Below are 24,127 nucleotides of genomic sequence, written 5' to 3'. Positions count from 1 at the left end.
CACTCTTAGCCTGCATTACTTATATTTTCAGGTTCTTACTATTGAAAAAAAACATAAACTTTTTTCTGAGGGCACGCTTAAAATCTTTGTTTCGTTGTTAGACAAGCCTTGCGAGACCCCTGTGATCTACATCTGGCCGTGGCCTTTATGTTGCAGAGGTAACCTTTTGGCAGCACTTTGATGCGGCGAAGGCGCCTTCCGGCTGGACGTGTTTAAATCAATTTTTTGTTCGTATGTCGCGTTGCCCAGCAATTCGAATTTATCCCAATTTGAGACACCCAAATAATTTTTATGTCAAAATTTAACAGATTTCACAGCAGCCCCAACTCCTTGAAATCTCTCTCTTTAACAAAACAAGATTGCCAAATTTTAACCAAAATTCGTCCGGCAGGCAAAGTACAGACTAAAGTTTTATCGGCAATGCCCGATATATCTTTATGGGATAATTATCGAATCAATGGGGGGGGCCCATGGTTAAAAATAAACGTGGTCTGTCGTTAGTGGAATTGCTGGTCACAATCGGGATATTCAGTATCATACTGAGTGTCACGCTCACAATGATGGCCGACATGTTACGCGTTCAAAGTCACCTCAGCTTTCGTTATGCCGTTCAAGATCTCAGAGATAGCATCAAGACTTTAATCAACCATGAAGTGCCTTGGGACAATACGGTTTCCTACAATGGCACCGATCAAAACGACACTGCCTGTTTAAAAGACGTTGCCAATAGTTTTGAGTGCAAAACAGCGGCAGAAAATACCTCTAATGACATTCCCAACAAAATAAGAGCCATCGTAAATAGTAGCAATGACCTGGCTTACGACCTGGATATAGATAACGGTAGAGGTTTTGACAAAAATGGATCGGCTTGTTCCACTTATCCTTCAATAGAGTGCCCTATCGGCGTGAGAGCCCAGTGGAAACCCATGATTGGGGCCGGGTGCACAACCGCATCATGTAAATCACCGACGGTGACTGTGGAAGTGACCTTTGAAAAATACCAAGGCACCGGTAGTTTTCCCGTTAATATCGCCCGCTATAATTTCGATCTTATGCGTCCTGGCGTCCCAGCCACAGTGAATACGATGTGCCAATCTATCGGTGGGACTTATGACAACGCCACTGGACTGTGCGCACTGCCTTCGGGAGATGGGACCGGGCAGGATCCCGAAGCCCTATGCGAATCCTTGAACGGGGCCTTTGTCGATGGTGGGTGTTCATTCACCAATCCCGCTGTGGGCAGCTGTCCTGCCGGGCAAATGATGACGGGAATCAACGCCGATGGGACAAAACAATGCCAGCCCGTCAACTTTGTACTAGGTTCTGCTTGCTTACCCGGCCAAAAAGAAGAGGGCATCAACGCAGATGGCAGCCGCGTGTGCACCGATCTACCCGACTGCGCCTCAGGGCAAGCCATCAGTGGCTATGACAGCAGCGGCAACCCCATTTGCGTGGCGGCGGGAAGTGGCACCGGAACAGATGAAACCCCGCCCACAGGTGGTGAATCCCCCTATGACTCGGGCTACTCCGGCGGAGGCTCCCTGTTAGGCCACGACCATTGTGTGGGCGATAACGGCAGCTATCGAGTCGAAGCTTGGGTGGAGTTCTGGGGTTCGCCGCAAGCTGGATATTACGGACACTTCCGAATAACTGCCACCGATAAGATTGGACATGCCACTTATTATCTGTCCGGCCAAAATGGCCAATGCGATTCAGGTTGGGACACAAACACGATGGCATGGACAGACGGCAACTGGCACACTATGCAGTCATGCACACTATGGGGCCAAGCCGGTAGTTCTCATATGGAGGCGGGAATTAAATTTATCCAACTCCCCGATCCCATTGGCTCGATGGCTAAAGCCGAGGTCACCTTTGTTGACCCAACAGGAAGCACGGGTATCACTGAGGGAGTTAAGGTGAACTGCACATTTAACAGTTTATTTTAATCACCATTCTGGCGTTGATTACACCGTGACCTTGGGTTTTACCACGTTTGATTTTCCAGCTGCAAAAGAACTCGCTTGGCGTTCTGCCCCCACGCAAAGCCACCCAACTGCCCAGAACGTGGCAACACTCGATGACAGGGAATAATTATCGGAACGGGATTTCGACCACAGGCCGAACCCACGGCTCTCGCACCACCGGGGCATCCCACATCAGTAGCCAGTGCGGAATACGAAAGGGTCTCGCCGTAGGGAATTGCTGCAAGACGATGCCATACTTTCTCTGAAAACTCGGTGCCCAAGGCCCGCACGGGCACATCAAATTGCCTCCGCTCACCAGAAAAATATTCGCCCAACTCCTTGAGCGCCTGCCTCAACAGCGGCGAAGACGCGTCACCAGGAATCCCCCGGCGCACCCATGAAACTCGAACAATGACCCCCCCGTCGGCAAAAATCCTCAGCCAACCCACCGGAGACAAAAAATAAACCGAATCAAACACAACACTCCCATCTAAGTAATAGGTACCTGCTTCCTTTTGTGGCGACAGTGCGTTAGACGATCCCCCCCCCTTCCCACACGCGGACTCGCTGCCCTCCCGATGTGCATGGCGTATCCGGGTTGCGGCACAAAGTGACGCAATCCGAAGACGACATGCGGCCACTCGGGCCGGCAGCGAGTCCGCGTGTGGGACGGGGGGGGGCTCGTCCAACGCACTGTCGCCACAAAAGGAAGCAGGTACCTATTAGTAATACTTTTTTCGCTTTGATGATGGCAATATCTTTAGCATATCTCGATATTTTGCCACAGTTCGACGGGCAATCACGATGCCGTCTTTTTTCAATAGGTCCACGATCTTTTGATCTGAAAGTGGTTTTTTCGCGTCCTCGTTATCGACCATATCTTTGATTTTTAATTTTACTGATTCACTAGCTACCGAGTCGCCGTCACTTCGAGAAATCCCTGAATTAAAGAAATACTTCAGTTCAAAAATTCCCCGCGGGGTGTGAACATACTTATTAGTTGTCACCCGACTCACAGTGGACTCGTGCATACCAATGTCATTGGCAATGTCTTTTAAAATCATTGGCCGAATAAAGCCTGGCCCTTTTTCAAAAAACTCTTCCTGGTGCTTAACGATACTTTCGGTCACTTTATAAATAGTTCGTTGCCGCTGGTGGATTGATTTAATTAACCATATGGCCGAGCGCAATTTATCCTGAACGTATTCTTGAGTATCGCTTTGGTTCGCCTGCTTTTTTGCCTGCAATAGACTTCTGTAAAGATTCGAGACACGAAGTCGAGGCAATCCCTCTTCATTGAGCGAGACCACATATTCTTCGCCCACTTTGTATACATAGACATCAGGAGTAATGTAGTGAGTGTCATTACTTACAAACGCTCGCCCTGGCTTTGGATCCATACTTAAAACAATTTTTGCCATATCCAAAACCACTTCCACATCTAGATCCATGGCTTTGGCAATGGCCGGATAGTTCTTTTTCTCAAGATCTGAGAGGTGATTATTTATCAAAGCGACAAGGTCATTGGTATCTTCTTGCAAATGTTGGGCTTGAATGAGCAAACACTCTTTCAGGTTTCTGGCACCAATACCTGGGGGATCAAATTCTTGTACAAAAGGCAGAATATCCTCTAGGTCTTGCACACTGATGTTTTCATCTTCAGATATCTGCTCTAGGGGTGCTGAAATGTAACCGTCGTCATTAATGTAATTGATCAAAACGGTGGCTATACCTTCTTCTTCATCATTAAACCCAGATAAATGCATCTGCCAAAACAAATGATCCGACAATGTCTGTTTACTTGAGATCAAGTTTTCATAGTTCATGATCTCTTCATTGCCACCGCCTGAACTTTGCGGTGTCTTGTAGTTGCTATCTAGATAATTTTCCCATTCAAATTCGTCTTGCTTTCTGGGATCTTGATCAGAGCCGTCTTGGCCCTCATTGTTTGCAACATCACTAGCGGTTTGCTGATCTCTTTTAGCGGGATCATCATCTGACGTATCAACAACTTCCTCGAGTACAGGATTTTCGAGCAACTCTTTTCGAATTTCTGTCTCTAATTCCATTCGCGACAACTGCAAAAGCTTAATTGCTTGTTGCAGCTGGGGCGTCATTCGCAAGTTCTGCGAAAGCTTCATGGACATTTTCAGATTAATCGCCATCCTGACTCCTCAAAGTGTGAAGTTTTCGCCCAAATAAAATCTACGAGCCACTTCTGAACCCGCAATTTCATTAGGGCTACCGGCAACTTCAACCTTCCCATCTTTTAATATATGCGCATAATCACAAATTCCCAAGGTTTCTCTGACATTGTGGTCTGTAATTAATACGCCCAGTCCCTGTTCTTTAAGTTTTTTTATAATATCTTGAATATCACCCACCGCAATGGGATCGATACCGGCGAAAGGCTCGTCTAGAAGCAGAAATTTAGGTTGCCCAGCCAAAGATCGAGCAATCTCAACACGCCGCCGCTCACCACCTGAAAGTGAAAAACCATAACTGTCACGAATATGTTGAATGCTAAATTCCTCAAGTAAACTTTCTAGGCGCTCACTCCGCTCTGCCGATGTCAGGGACAATGCCTCAAGCGCCACCATAAGATTTTCTCTCACAGTCAAGCGACGAAATATGCTGGGCTCTTGGGGTAAATAACTCAACCCGAGCCTGGCCCTCTGATACATGGGCAACTGACTGATATCATTGTCATTCAATAAAATCGTGCCGCTATCTGGTGTGAGCAGTCCCACAACCATGTAAAAGCTCGTCGTCTTACCCGCCCCATTAGGCCCCAAAAGTCCCACCACTTCCTTGCTATGGATGGCAAACGACACTTGATCGACAACCTGACGTTGACGAAAAGATTTACTAATTCCTTTAATCACTAGTTGATTCAATATCCACTCTCCAATCGATCAGCCCCCATTTTAGCGCGGGCTTTATTGATACGCACGCTTTGTCCACCGTCGAGAAAGACTATTTCATCCCCTTGCAACTCATCGTCATCCTGAATCACTTTCGGATTACCAGTAAAGACAAATTTATTTTTTGACAAGTCCACGTGAAGCTTTTCCGCAGTGGCCTGCTTGTCTTTGTCTTTCACTTTAACCCCGCCGGAAACCGCCATCGTAGTGAATTGCCCGGCATCTTGATCGAAATTAAATTCCACCTCTGGGCCCGTAAGACTCATAGGACCAAGTCCCACTTTCACATTCTTCAAAAAGCGGGCTTGCTGGGACCGACCACTGAATTCCGCTTGCTCACTCTGCACCGATATGACCTTTTCGTCTTTTGTCTTTTTTTGGCCACGGACTTCATCAAACACCTTCATGAGGGAGTCCGTAAGGTCCGTCACCATTTTTAAGCCAGTCAGCTTCAGACGCTCGCCCTGTCTATCCTTGGGGCCCGCCATAAACACCTTAGTCGCGCTTTCAAGAATTCGCTTATCCGATCTGTACTCCACGTTATCTGTTTGAAAAACATAGCCGTTTGAGGAGCGAGTCACCACGTTGCCCGTGACGCGCATGTTTTTAGTCACCAAATCCACTCGGCCGTGATCGCCTGTCACTGTAAATGTGACGCCATCAGATGAAAAAAACATGGCGCGAATATCGTTCAAGGCCCACGACTCACGCTGGTCAAATCCCACCGCCTTTTTCGCCCACAACTCCCACTCCTTGGCCTTTTCTCGCGTCTCCACTAAGTGCACACCGGTCATTGTCTGACTGGCTCTATCTGGACTTTCAGCGAGTGCCGATTGAGACTCGGCCGAAGGGCTCTGAGAAATCTCCAAATGATCGGGAGCCACGATGATGATCTCCACGGCCAACAGAGTAAAAAGCACTGTGAGAGCCCAACTGGCCCATTTTTTCTCCAACATTTTCACTGTTCCATTCTATCACGAAAGTGGCACGATTTTAGCGTACGCAGTAAAAATTTGTTTAAATATTCCCCCTATGCACTCAAGTTTTTGCCATTATAACCCGATACGTCATGTATGATGATAAAATGGTATGCCTGCTTAAATGAAGAAGTCTCTGGACCTTACACCACCGATCAGGTGAAACAAGGATTAGACACTGGTGAGTTTTCCTCTGAGATGATGATCTGGGGACGCGCTATGGCAGAGTGGCTGACCGCCCAACAGTGGCGGGCGCAATTGGATCAGCTTCTGAATCAGCCCAGTCAACAAAATAAGCGACCGCAAATGTGGCACTATGCCTACCTCGGAGAGAGCTTCGGACCTTTGCCCCGAACTGAACTCTTAGACGCTCTTGCGAAAATCGATACAAAAAAAGAAGTGCTCATTTGGACAAAGGGAATGAAGTCCTGGGCCGATTTATTTCACTTTCAAGACATTATCGAAGACCTTGGGATTAACCGCAGGGAGTTTCCGCGGGCCCGGGTCACCGGATCTGTGGTCATTCATTCTGATGAACGAGTGGTCATTGGCCGACTCGCAACCATTGGAGCCGGTGGTTTTGGAGCCGTACAACTGGATGACAGTATCACTGCAGGAAACTTAGTGACTGCAGAACTGAAAACGGAACTCCTTTCGGAGTCGATTAAGGTACGCGCGATAGTTCAGTATGTCAGCCAAGAAGGATTTGTCGGGTTCAAATTCGAGCGGATTTCTGCCGAAGCACAAAATGAGATTATTGCATACGTCAACAAAACCACAGCTGCAAAAGCCGCTTAAGAAGCGTCTTTTTCTCCGGCTCTTTTCATCACTGCAAAATTGATTTCGTAAATTCCCGCCTGAGTGGCTGAATACATCAGCTTTTTAATGGATAGAAAATCTATTTCTTTGTCAGCCTGAATTGTTATCTTTCGGTATTCTGGCAGCTCTTCCTCTTCGCCTTCCTTTTCAGACTTTCTTTTGACCGCGTCACGCAGTTTTGTGGCTACCGATTGATCTTCTTTTTTACCTTTTTCAATCAATTCCTTTAACCGCGCAATCAGCTTGTCAATTTCCCACGCTGTTTGGCGTTTTACATCTGCCACAGGTATGATGACTTCGTTATTCAATCTCACAAAATCTTCTCCCACAATCACCACATTGGCCGGCTTTAACTCCTTGACCTCTTGAGCCGAGGGAAGTTCAACGCCCTTTGGAATCTCAAGAGCTTGTCCTGTGACGTTGTAGTTTTGCAGTAAAAATACAACTAGCACCGTGAACAAATCCACCATAGCAGTTAATGACAATACCGCTACCACACTTCTTTTAGCACCAGCGGCGCGGCCACGACGATTGCGAACACCAGGTACATGGATTGGCATTATTGCACCTCCGACGTCACAGCAATTTGGGGAAAACCTGCCTGCAGCAGAACATCCATCCCACCAATTAAAGTTTTGTATGGCAATGAATCGGCTACAGTGATTACGACATCAGTTTTATCAGGGTAAATCTCTTTCACTTTTTTTACCTCAGTCAATAACCGAGCCGTATCATACTCTTCACCAACCTTGGGTATCACAGTACTCTGCGGCCCTACTTGAACTCGGTAACCACTCGTTTTCACATCCACACGAAATGGAATTTCAATACGATCTGGAGGCTTAACCGATTCATCCTCACTCTTTTGCCCATACACTGAGCTTCCGATTTGAATCATTGAAACCTGCGACCACACGGCAGTGATCAACAAAAAGATCACTAACACGCTCATAAGGTCAATAAAGGGGACGATATTGACCTCTACGTTAGCTTGCCGACCTGAGCCACCTTCTTCAATATGTGCCATCTAGACCTTAACCCTTAATCTTATCGCGGTTTGCTACAACCAAGTTCATAAGATTCATGCTACTTTCTTGCATGTCATTAATAGCCCGTCCAATACGTATTTGGAAAAACCCGTAAGACACGATCGCTATGATCGCAACAAGCAGTCCAAACGCTGTACAGTTAAGCGCCTCAGAAATACCGGCAGAAAGCATCTGTGCCTTTGTTGCCGCATCTGCATTAGCCACACCTCTAAATGAAGCAATCAGTCCAAAGATGGTACCCATAAGACCAATCAGCACTGCGACGTTACCGAACACAGCCAAAAATGCGGTCCACCCCTCAAGGCGTGGTGTTTCGCGAAGAACAGATGCATCCATTGCCACTTGCACCTCTTCATCTGGGCGGCGATTCAACACCTGCACCAATCCGGCCTTCAATGTGTTTGTCACGGGAGCTGGCTTTCGATCGCAAAATGTGATCGCCTGCTTGAGATCTCCCCGTAAAATCATGCTGAATAAACTTTCGTTTAAACTGCTTTTATCAATGGTCAGTTTTTGCAACGTCAAAATACGTTCGATAACCAATACCATTGTTGCTGCGAAAACCACTGCGATGATATACATCACTGGCCCGCCTTCGCAAAATGCGCGACCTATAAAATTGTCTATATTGGCACACTGGTGTACCACTTCAACGGCTGTTTCTTCCACTTTAATTACCCCCTTAAATTATTGCGACGAAAACACGAAAGGATATTGAACCTGCGCAATTTGATCGGCGGGTGGTTCAGGGAACTTCCATGTTTTCAATCGCTGAATAATACAACTTGATACAGTGTCGTCGAGCTGGTTACTCACGACTTTGGCCGCTGTCACACGGCCTCTTTCTTCGATATTCCATTGCAGAACGAGTTTACCGCTTAACCCGCGGTTTCTGGTTAAGGCTCGCTCATAACAGGCTTTAATCGCCCTTTTGTTGGCAAGAATCACTCGTCGAATGGCTTCGCGGTCGATGGTGCCTTCAAACTCAGCATCATCCCCACCAATATTTACGTCCACCCGTCCTCGCTGACCAATTCCGCCAACACCACTTCCAAAATTTCCGGTCCCTCGGCCACCCTTAATGCCCACATCACCAATGCCCACTGTGGATGACCCCTTACCACCAGCTCCGTCAGCAAACCCACGTGTTCCAAGGCGATCTCCGGGCCGGTCTTCGCCCATACCGGAGCGACCGGTTTGCTGATCAGCTAATCCCATCAGACTCCCTGCTCCGGTGGCCGCTTTATCCAATTTTTGTTGCATTCCTCGGCCGGCAAATGCACCCAGAAGCCCCACTTGCGTTGGGTCCACTTCTACTGTTTTAGCTGAAGAGGCTTCTTTACCCATTTTTTTTGAACCGCCTGGACGGGCAGAAGTAACCACTTTCTTTTTAGTTTGAGTCTCTTTTGGTTTTACTTGTGCTGCCTGCCCTGGCTCTTTTTTTGTTGTAGCCTCTGCTTTTTTTGATTTCTCTGTCACCTTCACGATTTTTTTCTGGGTCGGGACAGTTTCTTGCTTCACCTCCACTTTTTTAGGTGGAGTGGGTGGCGTAAATTTAACAATGGCCTTACGAATGGGCTCTTCCACACGATTTTCATCTTCAAGCTTTCCAGGAGCATACACCGCCATATACAGCGCAAAAATAAGGGCCACCGCAATAGCTGCCACTACCCCTGCAGCTTCTGACGTGGTCAGATCTAAAAGTGGTGCTGCTATTGGCTTGGGTGTTTCAGGAACATAGCGAATATACACATTGATCAGGCCGTCTTCTAATTGAAGGTTTAGAAGTTCACCTTGGCCCAATTGCATTTCGTAGTGACCGCCAACAGACACTAGTCGGTTTTGCTTTATTAAATCACCAAGGGGCTCTGTCTTATTGCCGCGAACAAAGTGACCACCCATTGTAGGGAGCACTTTAATAATTGCCAGCGCGTCCAAACTCAAAAGTGGATAGCGCCCCATTTCAACACCAAGTAGGGGCACTACAATGTCACAATTTGGGTCTGAGCCTATATAAACGATGCCTTTTTCACTAAAGTGATTGGTACTTAAGATTCGCTCTTTCCACGCCACAATGACTTCAACTATGGGTCCCTTGTCAGGCTTGATGATTTCACTGAGGTCACTCACTTCACTTGATGGCGCAAAAGTGCCACCGGCAGAACTGGACGCTGGTTGCGAAGCTTCATCTAGCTTTTCAAGTTCAGAAAGTGAAATCCGCTTAGTGTCTCCATCAATGGGAATCTCTCGCGTGATCTCATTTTCTTCAGATACGATTCCTGTGGCCGTTTCCTCATCTAAAGATATTTCACTTTCTGGCGTGACCGCTGCGGCCTCGTGTGCCTTGCCTGGAACGGGCGGAATAATTTTTGTTTCACCAGACACAGCTTTGTCGGAAGATAGTCCCGCAGCTCCAGGTTTTGCTGCGGCCTGAGGTGGCTGCACTGGCTTTGGAATACCAATAAAAAACTGAATTTTATAAGCGCCAATGGTCAGCTCGTCGCCCGAGTTCAGTTGGCCGTCAAAGGTTTTCTCACCGTTATGAAAGGTGCCTAATTGCGAACCCAAGTCGGACACGTAGTAGCCGCTATCTCGCTCTTCGATCATAGCGTGAATGGGCGAAACGTTTTGATCTTGCAAGGCAATGTCCAAATCGCCATTTTTGCCAATCACCACCTGTTGTTGATCGAATTGTTTAACCTCGACCAACTGATCGCCTTTATATATTCTTAAGAACACTGGCTGCTTCAATCTGCACTCCCTGCTCTTTTGAGGTCCTCTGCCGTTCGTTCCATCTCAGGCAAAAAATCATTTCTTAATTTAATTAACTTTCTAAAATTAAACTTCTTTTTACTTTGCAACCAAAATAGATCAGGCTTTTTTCCCGCACCCTCGATCAGCTCATCTTCAAAATTAATTGACTGCGTTTTCTTACTGTCGCCTTTTGATTTTTTAGATTGTGCGTGGGTTGCGAAAGACAACACTGTCACAACAATGAATGCCCCGAAAAGGCCAAGCAGCCTGACATAATTCTTTGATCTTATCCGTCCTTGGCTCATCACTTTGAATCCATCTGTTGTTCAATTTGATCAAGGCGCTTCCTAACACCCGGATCTTCCGTCAGAAATCGAAGGCGACTAATAACCCGCAACGCATTTTTCTTATCTGACTCTGTATTTGCTAATAGTATAGCATAATTTAATAAAACCACCTCATTTCGAACTTCACTTTCATCAATCTTTTGAAAAATCTTTGTCGCCTCAGCACCGTCACCTTTTTCAAACATGGCCACTGCATAATTGTTGGCCACCTCTACGGCAGGTGTTTTTCCGCGACCAAGGTCTGAACCTAAACTTAAATATCCAGGCCTTAATGCTTCAACGGCCTTTTCGAAATCACCATAGGCCAGATAAACACTACCCAGATTAATGCCGGCGGCAATATGGTCAGTCTTAAAACTCACAGCTTTTCGAAACGACGCAATGGCCTCAAAAAACTTGCCCTGCATTTGATAAACTACGCCTAAATTATTATGTAAAGCGGGGTCTTCAGGGTGACTTTCTAAAGCTCGATTCAAAATAACTTCGGCAAGACCGGACTTTTTGTTTTTAATGTACCAAGCTGCCAGAGCATTTAAGCCTTCAGCATTTTTGGCATCTTTACCCAGAACAACGGCTACTGCATCCAGGAAGGCCTGCTCATCTGAACCATTGAAGGCCTTTTCTAGGGCGTCTCGATTTTCTCGGGTCACCGTATCAACGTTGGCCTCTGTATTCTCCACCAATTTGCCTGAAGAATCCTCAAATTGGGCTACCGCCAATTGTGCGACCCCGCAGCTTATCGTGAGAATTAAAATTTGTATCCATTTTTGCATACTACAACCCTAAAGTGTCCACCTGTTGGCTACTGAAAATCTCAAAGCCATAATCAATATATTTTGTCTTATCCAATTGGTTAGCTCCCAGTCGGGCTGTCTTTGTCCATATATTGTAGGCATGTAAACTGTAGCTTTTTGTCAGTGCATTTTCGTAAAATCCAAAGGCTAATTCAGCGTTCTTTTTGGCCTGCTCATTCAAACCATCCCGTATCATTTTCTTTTGATCATTATTTAGGCCTGGCGGCAAATCGGCGTTGGCAAGTGCTGCTGACAAATCATGAAACGCCTGGCCCTGAAGTGTTAACGCAGCTACTATGGTGTCTGCATCATCGTAAGACACAACTGTCTTTAATTCTTTTTGCAGCTGTTCGATTTTTTGAAGTTTTTTATTAAACGCCAAAACCTGCCTTTGATCTTTTAGGCTCTTCGGACTCGGCAACTTGATGGCTCGCAGCTCTTCATAGGTTTTATAGATCAATTTGAACTGGGCATCTGCGGCAAAACGTACACCCACGTCATTGCCTCTGGCTTTAAATCGTTTTTGAACTCTAATGGTCTTCGTGTACCATTCGTTGGCTTTAGATGTTCGACCCATTTTTTCATTAAGGGACGCCACCTTATGGATGGCCTCAACTATGCCAGCAAAGTTCTGCGAAGGGCTCATAATATATTTTTCGTAAAGCTCCGCCGCCTTCGACAACTTGCCTCGCTTTTCCCAAATTCCTGCCATCAAATACAGGGCTTCCCAGCGATCTTTTCGACCCGATTTGTCCAAGTATTTTTGGTAGCTCGATAGCGCCGATGAGTACTGAAAAACGCCTTCTCTAATAACGGCTGCACTAAAATAAAAATCGGGAGTCTGACTGTCCTTTGGGTTTTGCGCTGCATATTTCTCGTAGGCTTCAGCTGCGCTCAAATACTGGCCCGTTTTTTCATAGGCCAGTGCAGAGAACTTCAAAGAGTCTTTCTTTAGCCCTTCGTTCTTTTTATCGTTACTTCTTAAAACAATGGCATACATTCCCAGGGCTTTTGCTAGATTGCCCGCGCGCTCATAGTTTACTGCCGAATTGTACGAGGCACTCACTGCGAGTTCACTCATTGGATTTTTAAGTGCAAAATTCTCATAGGCTTTCGCACTACCGGCATAGTCTTTTCCTTCTTCAAGTTGACGGGCCTGCTTAAATGCGGTTTTTAATTTCACATCTTTTATCTGAGACCCGACATCAGATTTTGCAATATTCTGCACACCCAGAAGTCGTTCCGCCGCCTTTTCTAGACCCACGTAATCTTTCTTTAGATTATAGATATCAAGAATATTATTAGCGGCAAATTGACTGTATTTTGTGCTAGAGTGTTTCTCTACAAGGTCCCAAAAAATTTCCAAAGCTTCGTCAAAATGATTGTAATAGTAGTATAAACTTCCCACCTTGTACCGAATAGCTACGTAGTTGTCGCTTTCTCCGTAGGATTTAGTGTATTTGCCAGCGGCTTTTATGAAAGCATTGATCGTGCGATCAAATGGCACAGGCTTGATGCTTTTACCAACAATTTTACGAATCTCAGCAGGCTGAGGCAGATTCTTCTCTAACGCCAAAAGGGCATTAAGAGAAGCCTGCTCCATGTACTTGCTATTGGGAGCGTTATCAGAGACCCACAAATAGTGATACGCTGCCCGTTCATAGTCACCCACATCAAACAGGAGTTCACCAAAGAAGAAATGCATTTCATCTGATTTTTCAGTTTGTTTGAATGTATTAAAGTACAACTGGTATCCAGCCTTGGCTTGCTGCTGCGAAAATTTCGACCTTGAATTTTGAGCCGCTTGATGTTGGCGCAAAACATAGTTTCGGAGCGTTGTCTCAATCAACGCATGGGATTTTGTCACAAGTTCTGGATTTTGGGCATTTGACTTCGCCCACAAGCTACCGGGCCCATAGCCTTGAATCCAACCATAAAGTTCTGAGCGAAGAACTTTTGATGAGCCTGCCGAAGAATAAAGGTTCACAATTTGATATTGGTAATCAAACGCCTTTTCAGCATTGGGATCCGATTCGATCAACTGCTTGAATAAATATCTCGCCCCATCGCGATTGCCGGTGTCTACATAATAATAGCCCAGACGCTCGATCATACGGTCTAGGTTTTTGGTTCCAACAATCTTTTTGAAATCGCTACGAGCCGTTTTATATTTGCCCGACTCTCCATAAAACAAAACGAGATCTTTGATGGCCTCTGAGGCCAGCTTAATTTGCGGCACCCGTCCATCAGATTCTGATTGGCCTTTATTTTTTCGACCAATAAAAATAACCTGGCGCAATCCTGCAATTGCCTTTGAATGCTCGCCTAATTTAAATAGACTCCATGCTAGCTTATACCAGCCAAAACTGTATAGCCTGTGACTCTTGTCTTTTACAACGCGCACGTAGTACTTGTGGGCCTCTTTGTAGTTTTCTTTTTCGAAATAGTACTCACCCAATGTGAAATTTGACTCTGTGACATATGTGCTTTTGGGATACTCTTTTGTCAGCCTCTGGTAGAAAACCTCGCCCTTAGCCACATCACCTAATTCGAAATAATTGTACCCCAAGAAGTAAAGTGCCTGCGGAACCTTATCGTCTTTCGGAAAGTCTTTCAGAAATAGTTCGTATAGCTTGATGGCCTCAATATTGTATTTATTAGCTTCATCCAAAACTAATTTCGGACGGCTCTTCACTTTACCTTCTTGGTATAGTTTAAGCTGTTCGTCATACTTGTTCTGTATTCGAAAATCAATGAGCCTAGCTTTGTCTACATAGAGTTCAGCCAAACGCAACCAAAGCTCGCCCCTCTTTGGACTTCGCCCTAGACGCTTTATCACACGCACTGTCTGCTTGATGGCGTCGTCTGTGGCCTGCTCCAAAGCCCCTTCGTCACTGCCTTGCTCGTAATAAAACTTTGAAGACTTCGGCGCCGTGATCTTATAGGTCTTAGGTGCGGATTTTTGTTGAGCGGCCGCTTCTGGGAGAGCGCTTTTTTCTTTTTGAATTTGGCTCTCGCGCGCCTGTTTTTCAATGGTCTTTAAAATATCACCGACAGTTCGGTTTTTCTTCTGCTGCTGGGAGAATGCCATTGGCGGAGAAATCCCGACAACAATGCCAATAATCAGCGGCATTATCAATGCAAGGCTGCGCCCAGACTTTAATTTACTGACAACTTCTCGTTCCAACATAGTGATAGTTACCTAGTTCATCTAACCAATATTCGCCTTTAAATGGCCAATACTCATATCCATTTTGAATGTAATAATCTCTCTCGTTGTCTTCATCCACTTGTACGCTGGGCAAGTCTTTGCCGGCCACTTTTTGCTCTAGTTGTTGCTTTCGACCATTCACCATCTCTAAGTAGATAAGTTCTTTTTGTTCAATAAGATCAATAAGCTCTTGTCGAATCTCAACCATATGGCTTCGCACCTGCCGCCCGGCACGGGTACGCGCCTTTACAATTCTTCGCTTAAGAACTCTTTCCGCATATTTGCCAATTCCGGATTGTCGCCAGCTGGCGGGTTGAGCTCGCATGCGTCGGCTTTCAGTTAAGAGCTGCTTGATGTAGTCGTAGGATCTTTGAAAATCGCCCTCTTTCGCCACTCGTCGCGCGACAATGTATGGAATGGGTAAATTGGCACTGGCGGGCTCGAAACCTTTTTCTTTGGCTGCCTTGAGGGCTTTAACCATATCTTTAAGGTAGGTCGTCGAATTTTTTACCTGATCTAGATAACGACTCACATCTTGATAAACAGGATCATAAATTCGATCAAACATATTTAAAACTTTGTCCATTTCGTCGTATTGACAAATATAAAGATAAACTATGCCCCGCAGGAGCAATGACTCGGGCAAGTATGTGTCTTCATAGTAGGGCGAGTGTAAAGACTGAAAGTTACTCAATGCTGATCTAAATCGACCCGAACGCAACATGGCCCAACTGCTTTCAAAAATCGTGTCATGCCAAGCGTCTGTGTCTCGAGGGATACTTCGATAGGCTTCAACGGCAGCTTCCCAATCTTTCATTTGATAGAGAACTCGGGCCTTACCCATCATACCTGATACCCTTGCCGGATCGGTGACCGGGTGTCCGATGCGTGAATCCATCAATTCTTCAAAGGCCTTCAAGGCATCTTTGATCTCATTTGATTTGGCATAGGCAAATCCCTGTTGATACTTGGCTCGGCTGTAAAACGGGCTTGATGGTTTTACCAGATCAAAACTGCGGGCTGCGTCTTTAAATAGCTGCTGACGAACCTGAAACTCACCAATTCGATAAAATAGCATATCTCTGTGAACCCGAGGAAATGACTCGGCCTTGGCTCGAGAGATAGCATAGTTCAATAGTGTGTCGTCACCCAAGGCATCCGCAGCGAGAGAGAGTTTTTCTAGGGATTCTTTTAAAAACTTTGTGTTCCCCTCACGGATAACACTAATAAATTGAAACGCAGAAACTTGGTAAAGTTTCATATGATAGAGCATTAAACCAAGAATATATTTGATGCGCGTTCGTTTTGATCTGTATTTTGGATCAAGGCTGAGGCGAAAAAGCATCTCTGAGGCTTTCGGGTAATTCCCTTCTCTGGCGAGCTTTAGAGCCTCGCCAAGCTCGCTGCCTGAACTGCGAGTGCTCTTGCTACGACGTTGTTTTGCCGCTTGGGCAACCAATAGGGGCGTTGCCATTTGCGGGGCCTGTGATACCAATGGTGGACTGGCTGGCGCGACAAATGGAACTATAAGGGCAAGAGCTAAGAGTATAATCTTCTTCATCGGTAGTCCGCCTCCGGAAAGTACCAACTCGCTCCGAGTGATAAAAATAGATCACTGTGAAATTTGTTTTCTTCTAGGCTTGTAGTCTGGTTGATAACTGTGGCTTGGTAGAAGTTCCAATTGAAATCCCACCGAATCGCCCAGTTCTTTGATAAGCCGAAATTCTGGCCAAACCCTAGACTTGCGGTCATTTCGGATTTTCCGAGCGCCGTTTTTGTCATGCCAAACCCCGGCGTAAAGTAAATGTCAAAGGGCACAATGCGGTTATCGAGCCAGGCCACTTTTCCGTATATGGGAGACCATTTAAATGACAACCCCATATAGTTTTTGGGCTCAACAAAGCTTGAGGTTTGAATCTGTTGCACATTTAGCAGGTTTTCTGTGATGGTTCTTTCTTGGCTATTAATAAACATGTAGGTGAACTCTAAACCGTACTTTTCTTTAAAGAAGTAGGCCGCTTTTAAGGCAGCACCATTCGTATTGAAAAAAGCATTGTTCGTTGCAATGGTTCCCACAAGAGACGCTTCAAAGCGATTGGTTTTTGGTAAGAATCGACGTTGGATCACAGCTATATCTTCAAATGGTGAGAGCTGAGCCAAATCAGAAATATGTGATGGTTTTATGGTTTTTTGTGATTTTTTAGCTTCTTGACGGGATTGCGATTCTTTTTCTTCTTTATCTTCAAAACGATCGTAGAGAGATTCCACTTCATCTGCTGGTTCCTGAGCATAGGATGGCTTTGAACATATACCACCACTCATAGCTCCAAGAATGACAGCTAGAAATACGAATTTTGCCGTTGCTGTAGTCACCTGATGCACTCCAATTAAACTCGCTGCTACCTTATTAAGATATCAAAATGGTTGATATTTTCTAATTGATTGCAGAAGAATCTGGACCAGCATTATAGAATTAGCCGAAAGGCCATACGCCAACCAAATCCAAAAAAGCCCAAACCAGGGCCCGGGTTCCATCTGCCTGTCACTTGTGGCCGCATGTCGTCTTCGGATTGCGTCACTTCGTGCCGCAACCCATGTAATGAAGGTTCGCCCCCTGGTGCGCCGTGCAATTGGCACGGACGCATCAGAGCCCGAACCCAAGTCCATTGATTTGTTGTTCGGCAACCCTGGTTGCCTCTGCATCAAATCAATGCGCCATGCACACCGTGAGCGGCAGATGGAACCCGGGCCCTGGTTTGGGCTTTTTTGGATTTGGCTTCGTCTTCTGGATTCTTGCTGGGAGGGGATGGGTTATAGGAGATAGACTAGACCTAGAGTGAGGTGGGTGTGGAAGAAGTTTGTGGAGCTCAGGTCATCTGAAGTTAGTTTTGGGCCCCCTGGTTCTAGATTGTCCGTCGTTGTTGTTACATCAGGACCCTGATAGGTAATGAGGCGCATATCTAGACGTAGGGCCAATTCCTTGGTGAAATAGACTTTCTGACCGAAGCCAAAACTCATGGCCAGATTTGTGGAATCATCAAAACCCACTAGACCCATACCCGCTAACCCGTAAAGGGAAAGATTCATTGTGGTTTGCTTAGATACGCTGATTTTTCCGTAGTAGGCCGTCAATTGGTAGTTTCCTAATACAAGATACTTAACTGAGGGTGCCCGACTCGCATCGAGTTTTCGTCCTGAAGCTTGCATCCCAATACCCTGCGCTAAGTTTTCTCCCATGGCAGAGAGTCCTGACCCGGTTAATGTGGCGTTCACATTAATCCCGTGGATTTCATCAAAGTGATAGGCCCCACTAATATTTAGAATCAAATTGTTATAGAGGGCCTCTGTCATATTCACACCGGCGCCGGCACCCAATTCAAATCTTTTACTTACTGATATGGTTCGATTCTTAACCACTTGAGTTTTATCAAAAACCGGGAGAACGGTTTCAGTGGCTAACTCATCTTCTGAAAATTCAATGGTCTCAGCAAATGTCGGCAGTGATACAAGTAGCAACAAAGCAAGCAATAGATTTTGCATGAAAGTCTCCTAATAAAAGGTACCTTCTAGCCTAATGCTTTGACCAAAAAATAGCTATTCCCGACCACGCAGCCTCACCTAAAGGCCAGTTAACTGATTCTTGCCCTAATAAGGTCTTGTAAATGAATGAGGCCCACGGGTTTTGAGGGGTTGTTCGCTGACCGGTCTGTGACGAACAGAGTTTGAATCTGAAACTGCTCCATCATAAACAAGGCCTTTACTGCCAGCTCATTGGCGTCAATGGTCTTTGGCGCCCACGACATGAGATCTTTGGCCTGCTCCGTGATGGGTTTGTTGTTTTTTTCCAAACGCCGACGAATATCTCCGTCGGTAATAATACCAATCAGTTTATCACTAGAATCTACTACTCCTGCCACTCCCCGCACGTCTTTGGATGTCATCTGGCCAATAACTTGAACCATATCTACATCTTCAAGAACAAGAGGCACTGACTCTCCTGTGTGCATAACATCACAGACTCTGGTCAGCAATTTTCGCCCCAGGCTCCCACGCGGATGAAATTCTGCAAAGTCAGCTTCCTTAAACCCTCGGCGTTTTAATACAGCCATAGCCAAGGCGTCGCCCAATGCCAACGACACCGTGGAACTGGATGTGGGTGCAAGCTTAAGCGGGCAGGCTTCTTCCTTTACTGAAATATCTAAAACCAATTGGGCGGCGCGCCCCAGAGAACTCTCTGGCCGGCCTGTCATGGCGATCAGTGAAATTCCTTTTCGCCCCACATAGTTGAAAATGGCAGCCATTTCTTCAGATTCACCTCCATAACTGATGGCGATCACCAAATCATCTTTGGCAATCACACCCAAATCACCGTGGGAGCTTTCAGCGGGATGAACAAACAAAGCCGGTGTGCCGGTAGAACTCATTGTACTGGCAATCTTTCTAGCAATCTGCCCTGATTTACCAATGCCGGTAACAATCACTTTGCCGGTGCAACCAGAGACCTTTTCCACGGCTTGAGCAAACTGGTCATCCAAACGCTCAACCACCGCCAAGATAGCTTCGGCCTCCACTCGCAGAACTCGTCGCCCCTCTTCAATATCTTCTCTCGCCATGTTCTCTAGCTCCCCACCTGCACAGATGCCGATGACCGGCGAGTCTTCCGAGGCGTTTTGCGTTCTGAAGCCGCTTTTTCCGAGCGACGTTGTGGCCTTAAATACTTCGATGCGGCTTCTACAAAACTCGTAAACAGAGGGTGTGGCCCCATGGGGCGCGAACGAAACTCAGGATGAAATTGCACTCCAACGAACCATGGGTGCTCACTGATTTCAACGATCTCTACCAAATCTCTGTCTTCACAAATTCCTGAAAGATTCATTCCGTTCTTTTTAAATAGCGGTCTGTACTTGTTGTTAAATTCATAACGATGACGATGCCGCTCGTGGATCAACGATTGGCCGTACACTTCATAGGCACGAGTGCCTTTTTGCAGACTGCATGGATAAGCACCCAGTCGCATCGTGCCACCTTTATTTTTTAAATCTCTTTGATCAGCCATAAAATCAATAACTAGATTTCTCACACCTTTTCCCGGTGTATCAAATTCTCGGCTGGTGGCGTTTTCTATTCCACAGACATTCCGTGCAAACTCGATGGTCGCAAGTTGCATTCCAAAACAAATTCCAAAAAATGGTATGGCATTTTCGCGCGCATATTGGATGGCTGCTATTTTACCTTCTGCACCCCGCTCGCCAAAACCGCCGGGAACTAAAACACCACCCACGCCAGCAAGCGCTTCGTGAATATTACTAGCATTCAGCGGTTCTGAATCAATATACACCACGTTCACACGGGTGCTATTGGCAATCCCACCATGCACGATGGCTTCGTGGAGAGACTTATAACTCTCTTTTAGGTTTACGTATTTTCCAACAATACCGATGGTTGTTTCCTTTTCAGGATTCTTTAAGGTTTTCACCATTTCACGCCAACCATCAAGTTTCGGCTCTGGTGTGGCCAACCCCAGTCTATTCACCACTTTTTCATCAAAATGTTCTTTATGTAAGACCAAGGGAACTTCGTAAATGGTGCTTGAGTCCGAAGCCGCAATTACATTTTCGGGTCTGACACTACAAAATAAACCAATTTTTGATTTCAACTCTTGATCAATGGATTTTTCTGAACGGCAAATTAAGAAGTCCGGCTGAATACCGATTTCACGCAATTCTTTCACCGAGTGCTGAGTAGGTTTACTTTTAAGCTCACCCGCTGCCGATATATAGGGCACGTAAGTCACGTGTACATAAATGCAGTTTTCATCACCCACATCCACCCGCATCTGCCGAATGGCTTCATAAAAAGCGAGGCCTTCGATATCCCCTACGGTACCACCGATTTCAACAATGATGATCTCAGAACCTTGAGCCGCCTCATGAATGCGGGATTTAATTTCGTCTGTAATATGGGGAATCACCTGAACCGTGCCCCCTAGGTAATCGCCTCGACGCTCTTTTGCGATGACGCTTTCATAAATTTGACCGGCGGTCACACTATTGCTTCTGTTCACAGAAACATGGGTGAAACGCTCATAATGACCCAAATCCAAGTCAGTCTCTGCCCCATCTTCAGTCACATAAACTTCGCCATGTTGCAAGGGCGACATGGTCCCCGGATCTACGTTGATATAGGGATCACACTTCATCAATGTCACTTTCAAACCACGAGATTCAAGAAGTGTTCCCAAGCTGGCAGCAGTCAACCCCTTGCCGATAGAAGAAACAACTCCACCGGTTACAAAAATGTACTTTTGTACTAAGGGCATTTTTGTGGTTTTAAGTGGGCTCCGCTTGGCTGTGGAACGTTTTTTCACCGACTTTGCTTTTTTCTTTTTAGATGTTCTAACTGCCATAGGACGCCCCTTTTAGAATGGACTCAATTTTCTTCACATCTTCGGGTGTGTCAACTCCCCAAGATTCGTAGTTAACAGGCACCACATGAATGCGAGCCCCAAGATAAAGGGCTCTCAACTGTTCGAGGCCCTCCGCCTGCTCGATGACCGTGGGAGGTTGCCCACAGAATTCTTTTAAAAAACTTTTTGAAAATGCGTACATCCCTATGTGTTTTAAGCAGCCCTCTGGAAAATGCTCTGCATCATTTCGAGAGTAGGGTATGGGGAAGCGACTAAAGTATATGGCTTCTCCCTTCTTGTTGATCACAATTTTTGCTGTGGTTGAAGACTCAAGATCACCTGGCTTCAAGGGACGGCCCAGAGTGGCCATGGCAAGGGCGGGGTCATTTTCAAACGGCGTCACTAATTGGTCTATCCAATCACCCGATATAAGAGGTTCATCGCCTTGAATGTTGACGACCACGTCACAGGAAGCGTCTTTCACTGTGGCCCACACTCGATCACTGCCTGATGGAAGATCGGGATCTGTCATGACCACTTCACACGATAATCCACGACACAACTCTTGAATTTCTGAATGGTCCGTCGCTACAATCACTTCATCTAACTTTTTACTTTGCCTGGCCCCTTCAATTACCCATTGCAATAAGGGTTTTTCTGCGATTTTCACTAATGGTTTGCCCGGAAATCGTGTGGCCCCATAGCGAGCAGGAATGACACCGACGATTCTCATCTTTCCAACTCCTCCTCGGCATCGAACTCATCGACGGAACGAATCCAAGATTCAAAAACAAATTGCTCCACATCTTTAAGGCCATCTCTTTTTAATGAAGAAACAATAAACACATTGTTGACCCCAGAGTCTTTTTGCAATTTTCTTTTTCGGCTGAAGGCCGCTCCCCGTGACAGCTTGTCACTTTTTGTCAAAACCAAAGCTAAGGGCACGTTTTGTCGATCTGTCCAATTTTTCAAAAGACTTTCATCCTCAGACCACTCCCGTCGTATATCCATAATCAACAATAATCCCACCAACACATCACGCTCTGTTAAAAACCGTTCGATCATTGGCTGCCAATTGTGGCGCTCGCCACCTGACCGGGCCGCGTAGCCGTATCCCGGCATGTCCACAAACCGGTAAAACTCTCCGGCATCAAAAAAATTAAGCAAACGAGTCTTACCGGGCGTGCCGCTCACTTTTGCCACTTTACTGCCGGCAAGAGCATTGAGAAAGGAGGACTTGCCCGCATTAGATCGGCCAGCCAAAGCCACTTCCGGCCGCACAGGTTGTGGCCAGTGCTCTGGCTCTGTTGCACTTTTTACAAATTGAATTCGCATGGGTCGGTAAGTTAGCACAAATCTTCGGCGACAACCACGTTTGAACTGGGGCCAAACCCATTTTTTTATCGGAATCCATGAAAAACTCTGCGCGGTCCAAAGAGTCGGTCCAAAAATCCAGAAAACAAAACAAATCCACCGGCAAACCGGCTTCTAAATGCATTTTAACGCATTTTGCATTGGCACAGCCATTGAATTTGCCTTCGGTGACGTAGAGGGACTTTTAAGAGCAAGGAGTTAAAACGTGGCCACAAAATCCATTGAATCGATGCCCGAAGTATATAACCAACGTGGATTCCTCACCTTGGTTTCTGAAAAAACCGTTCGCACTGTTGAAATTGGGCAATTTGCTAGCATCGGACGAAGTGCCGACAATACCCTGGTGATCCAAGATGATTTTGCCTCAGGAAGGCACGCGCGAGTGCTAAATAAAGAGGGACAATTCTTTATTCAAGACCTTGGCAGTCGCAACGGCACTTATGTTAACGGAGCCCAAGTATTACACGCCCGTCTGCGCCACCATGATCAGGTTCGAATGGGGCAAACACAAATTTTGTTCTCTCAACGACTGGGTGATCTTGAGCTGAAAGTCCTAAATTCAAGCAAAAATGCCAAATGGCAAGCTCAACTGAACCGCCTACCAGCGATTGCACAATCCCATTTACCTGTGCTTATTTCAGGTCCATCTGGTTCAGGCAAAGAGGTGGTTGCCCAAACTCTTCACAAACTTTCTCAACGCTCAAGTGGCCCACTTATTAACATCAATTGCAGTGCGCTCAGCGAGTCGCTGGTTGAAAGTGAGCTGTTTGGCCACACAAAGGGCAGCTTCACGGGAGCCACCGACAACCGCAAAGGCGCATTTAACGCCGCAAGAGGTGGAACGCTATTTCTCGATGAAATAGGCGACCTTCCAATAAATCTACAGCCAAAAATGCTGCGAGCCCTTGAAAACAATGAAATCAAACCCGTGGGATCTGACACATCCGTCTCCACAGATGTTCGAATCATCGCCGCTACCCATAAGAACATTCGACAAAAAGTTAAATCGGGAGAATTTCGAGAAGATCTCTTCTATCGACTGCACGTGGTGGAGATTCGCACACCAGCCCTTTCCGAACGCATGGAGGACTTTGAAGAACTTTTGGCTTTTTTTGCGCAGAAATATCGTGTTCGATTTGACCTGGCCACAATTAAAGAACTTAAAGCCTATTCTTGGCCCGGCAATATTCGAGAGCTTCGCAATGCGGTGGCCAGAGCTGCGGCTCTCGTTAATGGGCATGCCGTTCAGCCCAACCATATCCCTATGATTGTCGATCAAGGTTTGCCAATTTCAAATATGGACTGGTTTCCTCGCCCCAACGGGCTCAACATGATTCAAGAGATGGAAAAAAATCTAATCTTAGAACTCCTGGAAAAAAACAATGGCAATCAACGCAAAACGGCTCGAGAACTAGGCATGGCCAAAAGCACTTTGCACGATCGCATTCGAAGCTACAGTATTGATGTGAAAGTCTTTAAATAAAGTATTTTTCGCTAGCAATCTG

21 protein-coding genes are annotated in these 24,127 nt (G+C 46.1%); 3 read left to right on the top strand and 18 right to left on the bottom strand.

Annotation, left to right across the window (positions count from 1 at the left end; all coding sequences use genetic code 11):
• Window positions 1-470 precede the first annotated feature (470 nt).
• The gene (locus H6626_14840) at window positions 471-1,949 is read left to right on the top strand and encodes a prepilin-type N-terminal cleavage/methylation domain-containing protein (protein USN47437.1); all 1,479 of its coding nucleotides are present in this window, start codon (window positions 471-473) and stop codon (window positions 1,947-1,949) included.
• Window positions 1,950-1,987: 38 nt separating this feature from the next.
• On the opposite strand, the gene H6626_14835 is transcribed toward H6626_14840, so the two are convergent.
• From H6626_14835 to lptC, 4 genes are all read right to left on the bottom strand, one after another.
• The gene (locus H6626_14835) at window positions 1,988-2,446 is read right to left on the bottom strand and encodes a methylated-DNA--[protein]-cysteine S-methyltransferase (protein USN47436.1); all 459 of its coding nucleotides are present in this window, start codon (window positions 2,444-2,446) and stop codon (window positions 1,988-1,990) included.
• Window positions 2,447-2,689: 243 nt separating this feature from the next.
• Entirely contained in the window at window positions 2,690-4,132 is a 1,443-nt protein-coding gene (rpoN, locus tag H6626_14830; protein USN47435.1) for an RNA polymerase factor sigma-54, read from the bottom strand.
• A 9-nt stretch (window positions 4,133-4,141) separates the two neighbouring features.
• Window positions 4,142-4,864: an LPS export ABC transporter ATP-binding protein gene (gene lptB / locus H6626_14825; GenBank protein USN47434.1), complete on the bottom strand. Its 723-nt coding sequence runs from the start codon at window positions 4,862-4,864 to the stop codon at window positions 4,142-4,144.
• Entirely contained in the window at window positions 4,861-5,847 is a 987-nt protein-coding gene (lptC, locus tag H6626_14820; GenBank protein USN47433.1) for an LPS export ABC transporter periplasmic protein LptC, read from the bottom strand. The genes lptB and lptC overlap by 4 nt, the downstream gene beginning before the upstream one ends.
• A 117-nt stretch (window positions 5,848-5,964) precedes the next feature.
• Between lptC and H6626_14815 the strand changes: the two genes are divergently transcribed.
• Window positions 5,965-6,666: a DUF4339 domain-containing protein gene (locus tag H6626_14815; protein ID USN47432.1), complete on the top strand. Its 702-nt coding sequence runs from the start codon at window positions 5,965-5,967 to the stop codon at window positions 6,664-6,666.
• Here H6626_14815 and H6626_14810 read toward each other — a convergent pair.
• From H6626_14810 to ysxC, 14 genes are all read right to left on the bottom strand, one after another.
• Window positions 6,663-7,247: a biopolymer transporter ExbD gene (locus H6626_14810; GenBank protein USN47431.1), complete on the bottom strand. Its 585-nt coding sequence runs from the start codon at window positions 7,245-7,247 to the stop codon at window positions 6,663-6,665. The two genes, H6626_14815 and H6626_14810, sit on opposite strands and share 4 nt — an antisense overlap.
• Window positions 7,247-7,714, bottom strand: coding sequence for a biopolymer transporter ExbD (locus tag H6626_14805; protein ID USN47430.1), 468 nt, complete (start codon window positions 7,712-7,714; stop codon window positions 7,247-7,249). Before H6626_14805 ends, H6626_14810 begins: the two co-directional genes overlap by 1 nt.
• A gap of 7 nt (window positions 7,715-7,721) precedes the next feature.
• Window positions 7,722-8,318 (bottom strand): MotA/TolQ/ExbB proton channel family protein, encoded by a 597-nt coding sequence (locus H6626_14800; GenBank protein USN49057.1) that lies wholly within the window; start codon window positions 8,316-8,318, stop codon window positions 7,722-7,724.
• 105 nt (window positions 8,319-8,423) lie between these two features.
• The gene (locus H6626_14795; protein USN47429.1) at window positions 8,424-10,487 is read right to left on the bottom strand and encodes an AgmX/PglI C-terminal domain-containing protein; all 2,064 of its coding nucleotides are present in this window, start codon (window positions 10,485-10,487) and stop codon (window positions 8,424-8,426) included.
• The gene (locus H6626_14790; GenBank protein ID USN47428.1) at window positions 10,484-10,726 is read right to left on the bottom strand and encodes a hypothetical protein; all 243 of its coding nucleotides are present in this window, start codon (window positions 10,724-10,726) and stop codon (window positions 10,484-10,486) included. Before H6626_14790 ends, H6626_14795 begins: the two co-directional genes overlap by 4 nt.
• A gap of 68 nt (window positions 10,727-10,794) precedes the next feature.
• Entirely contained in the window at window positions 10,795-11,610 is an 816-nt protein-coding gene (locus tag H6626_14785) for a tetratricopeptide repeat protein (protein USN47427.1), read from the bottom strand.
• Between the two features lies 1 nt (window position 11,611).
• The gene (locus H6626_14780; protein ID USN47426.1) at window positions 11,612-14,821 is read right to left on the bottom strand and encodes a tetratricopeptide repeat protein; all 3,210 of its coding nucleotides are present in this window, start codon (window positions 14,819-14,821) and stop codon (window positions 11,612-11,614) included.
• On the bottom strand, window positions 14,796-16,403 hold the full coding sequence (locus H6626_14775; protein USN47425.1) for a hypothetical protein: 1,608 nt from the start codon (window positions 16,401-16,403) through the stop codon (window positions 14,796-14,798). The genes H6626_14780 and H6626_14775 overlap by 26 nt, the downstream gene beginning before the upstream one ends.
• Window positions 16,400-17,215, bottom strand: a complete 816-nt coding sequence (locus H6626_14770; protein ID USN47424.1) for an outer membrane beta-barrel domain-containing protein — start codon at window positions 17,213-17,215, stop codon at window positions 16,400-16,402. Before H6626_14770 ends, H6626_14775 begins: the two co-directional genes overlap by 4 nt.
• Before the next feature lie 438 nt (window positions 17,216-17,653).
• Entirely contained in the window at window positions 17,654-18,382 is a 729-nt protein-coding gene (locus H6626_14765) for an outer membrane beta-barrel domain-containing protein (GenBank protein USN47423.1), read from the bottom strand.
• 89 nt (window positions 18,383-18,471) lie between these two features.
• A complete protein-coding gene (locus H6626_14760; protein ID USN47422.1) occupies window positions 18,472-19,455 on the bottom strand; it encodes a KpsF/GutQ family sugar-phosphate isomerase in 984 nt (327 codons plus the stop codon).
• A gap of 5 nt (window positions 19,456-19,460) precedes the next feature.
• Window positions 19,461-21,161 carry a CTP synthase gene (locus tag H6626_14755; protein ID USN49056.1) on the bottom strand — a complete coding sequence of 567 codons (1,701 nt, stop codon included), beginning with the start codon at window positions 21,159-21,161 and terminating at the stop codon, window positions 19,461-19,463.
• A 76-nt stretch (window positions 21,162-21,237) separates the two neighbouring features.
• Complete coding sequence (gene kdsB, locus H6626_14750) at window positions 21,238-21,981, bottom strand: 3-deoxy-manno-octulosonate cytidylyltransferase (GenBank protein ID USN47421.1); 744 nt, start codon at window positions 21,979-21,981, stop codon at window positions 21,238-21,240.
• A complete protein-coding gene (ysxC, locus tag H6626_14745) occupies window positions 21,978-22,583 on the bottom strand; it encodes a ribosome biogenesis GTP-binding protein YsxC (protein USN49055.1) in 606 nt (201 codons plus the stop codon). Before ysxC ends, kdsB begins: the two co-directional genes overlap by 4 nt.
• 268 nt (window positions 22,584-22,851) lie before the next feature.
• Between ysxC and H6626_14740 the strand changes: the two genes are divergently transcribed.
• A complete protein-coding gene (locus H6626_14740) occupies window positions 22,852-24,105 on the top strand; it encodes a sigma 54-interacting transcriptional regulator (protein ID USN49054.1) in 1,254 nt (417 codons plus the stop codon).
• The last annotated feature ends 22 nt before the right edge of the window (window positions 24,106-24,127 follow it).

The organism is Pseudobdellovibrionaceae bacterium, from assembly GCA_023898385.1.
In the GTDB taxonomy this organism is placed as follows: Bacteria; Bdellovibrionota; Bdellovibrionia; order Bdellovibrionales; family UBA1609.
This window is presented reverse-complemented; position numbering and strand designations above follow the sequence as displayed.

What these genes read in the sequence shown, in the direction of transcription:
- H6626_14765 (USN47423.1), bottom strand. Translation starts at nt 18,382, where the DNA reads ATGCAAAATCTATTGCTTGCTTTGTTGCTACTTGTATCACTGCCGACA.
- H6626_14780 (USN47426.1), bottom strand. Translation starts at nt 14,821, where the DNA reads ATGTTGGAACGAGAAGTTGTCAGTAAATTAAAGTCTGGGCGCAGCCTT.
- H6626_14810 (USN47431.1), bottom strand. Translation starts at nt 7,247, where the DNA reads ATGCCAATCCATGTACCTGGTGTTCGCAATCGTCGTGGCCGCGCCGCT.
- rpoN (USN47435.1), bottom strand. Translation starts at nt 4,132, where the DNA reads ATGGCGATTAATCTGAAAATGTCCATGAAGCTTTCGCAGAACTTGCGA.
- H6626_14760 (USN47422.1), bottom strand. Translation starts at nt 19,455, where the DNA reads ATGGCGAGAGAAGATATTGAAGAGGGGCGACGAGTTCTGCGAGTGGAG.
- H6626_14840 (USN47437.1), top strand. Translation starts at nt 471, where the DNA reads ATGGTTAAAAATAAACGTGGTCTGTCGTTAGTGGAATTGCTGGTCACA.
- H6626_14775 (USN47425.1), bottom strand. Translation starts at nt 16,403, where the DNA reads ATGAAGAAGATTATACTCTTAGCTCTTGCCCTTATAGTTCCATTTGTC.
- H6626_14815 (USN47432.1), top strand. Translation starts at nt 5,965, where the DNA reads ATGATGATAAAATGGTATGCCTGCTTAAATGAAGAAGTCTCTGGACCT.
- kdsB (USN47421.1), bottom strand. Translation starts at nt 21,981, where the DNA reads ATGAGAATCGTCGGTGTCATTCCTGCTCGCTATGGGGCCACACGATTT.
- H6626_14755 (USN49056.1), bottom strand. Translation starts at nt 21,161, where the DNA reads ATGCCCTTAGTACAAAAGTACATTTTTGTAACCGGTGGAGTTGTTTCT.
- H6626_14800 (USN49057.1), bottom strand. Translation starts at nt 8,318, where the DNA reads ATGTATATCATCGCAGTGGTTTTCGCAGCAACAATGGTATTGGTTATC.
- H6626_14740 (USN49054.1), top strand. Translation starts at nt 22,852, where the DNA reads ATGCCCGAAGTATATAACCAACGTGGATTCCTCACCTTGGTTTCTGAA.
- H6626_14785 (USN47427.1), bottom strand. Translation starts at nt 11,610, where the DNA reads ATGCAAAAATGGATACAAATTTTAATTCTCACGATAAGCTGCGGGGTC.
- H6626_14805 (USN47430.1), bottom strand. Translation starts at nt 7,714, where the DNA reads ATGGCACATATTGAAGAAGGTGGCTCAGGTCGGCAAGCTAACGTAGAG.
- ysxC (USN49055.1), bottom strand. Translation starts at nt 22,583, where the DNA reads ATGCGAATTCAATTTGTAAAAAGTGCAACAGAGCCAGAGCACTGGCCA.
- lptC (USN47433.1), bottom strand. Translation starts at nt 5,847, where the DNA reads ATGTTGGAGAAAAAATGGGCCAGTTGGGCTCTCACAGTGCTTTTTACT.